A 1,006-nucleotide genomic window follows, 5' to 3' on the forward strand; every position below is an offset into this window, starting at 1 on the left:
GGATCAAGCTTCACCATTCCAAGTGAAACGCCCTGTGCGGACCCGCATGCAGGGTGTTGTGGGGAGGGAGGGTTAGAGACCCTCCCTTACCCGATTGGCGGCAACCGAGCCGTGCATACCCAGCATGCCCATGTTGAGGGGATGCGCTGCGCTGCGGGCAGGTTGCCAATACCCTTCAGAGTGAACACCGATGGAATGCCGCAGGTTTCCGCGAAGATCCGAAAGGCATCGAGGGCGCCTGCGTGAGTGACTCCGCCACCGGCATAGATCAGAGGTCTGCGGCTCTCCTGCATCATGGCGCGGGCCTGCTCGATTGCCTCCCAGGATGGGACTTTTATGTCATTCTCCGAGGGTTCAGGAGTGTGGACCAGGGGCAGTCCTTCGGGTAGTTGCTGAAGCTGTATGTCTTTCGGCAGGTCGATCAGAACCGGGCCGGGAAGTCCTTCCCGGGCCAACCAGAAAGCCTCTTCCATGATGGCCGGCAGTTCGTCGATGGTCTCGACCAGTTAACTGTGCTTGGTGATGGGCAGGCTGAGTCCCAGGATGTCGATCTCCTGAAAGGCATCGCTGCCGATAAGGCCGGTGGGACCCTGTCCGGTGATGGCGACCATCGGGACGGAGTCCATGTAAGCGTCGGCGATGCCGGTGATCAGGTTGGTGGCGCCTGGACCCGAGGTGGCCAGGCAGACGCCGGTTTGGCCCGTAGCCCTGGCATAGCCGTTGGCGGCGAAAGCCGCGCCCTGTTCGTGGCGGCAGAGTATATGCCGCATGCCGCTGTCGATCATGGCGTCGTACAACGGCATCATGCAGCCCCCGGGATAGCCGAAGAGGGTATGGATCCCCTCGGCTTTCAGTTTCTCAACAATGTATTCCGCCCCGTTCATTTTCGTGTCTCTGCATATTTGCGTTTTGGGCGGTTTCGGATAATAAGTGCAATTGGTAGTTGAAGGGCCAGCTGGTAGAGTCGGCGCTTCTCCCGACCAAGAGACGAAGCACTTATGAGCTA

At 59.6% G+C, this 1,006-nt stretch carries 1 pseudogene; it reads right to left on the bottom strand.

The features are described from left to right. Window positions 1–93: 93 nt before the first annotated feature. Window positions 94–884, bottom strand: a pseudogene (locus tag BOW53_RS12625) (thiamine pyrophosphate-binding protein); the annotation flags it as partial. Between the last annotated feature and the right edge of the window lie 122 nt (window positions 885–1,006).

Origin of the sequence: Solemya velesiana gill symbiont (assembly GCF_002020805.1) — a bacterium.
Taxonomy (GTDB): domain Bacteria; phylum Pseudomonadota; class Gammaproteobacteria; order Chromatiales; family Chromatiaceae; genus Sedimenticola_A.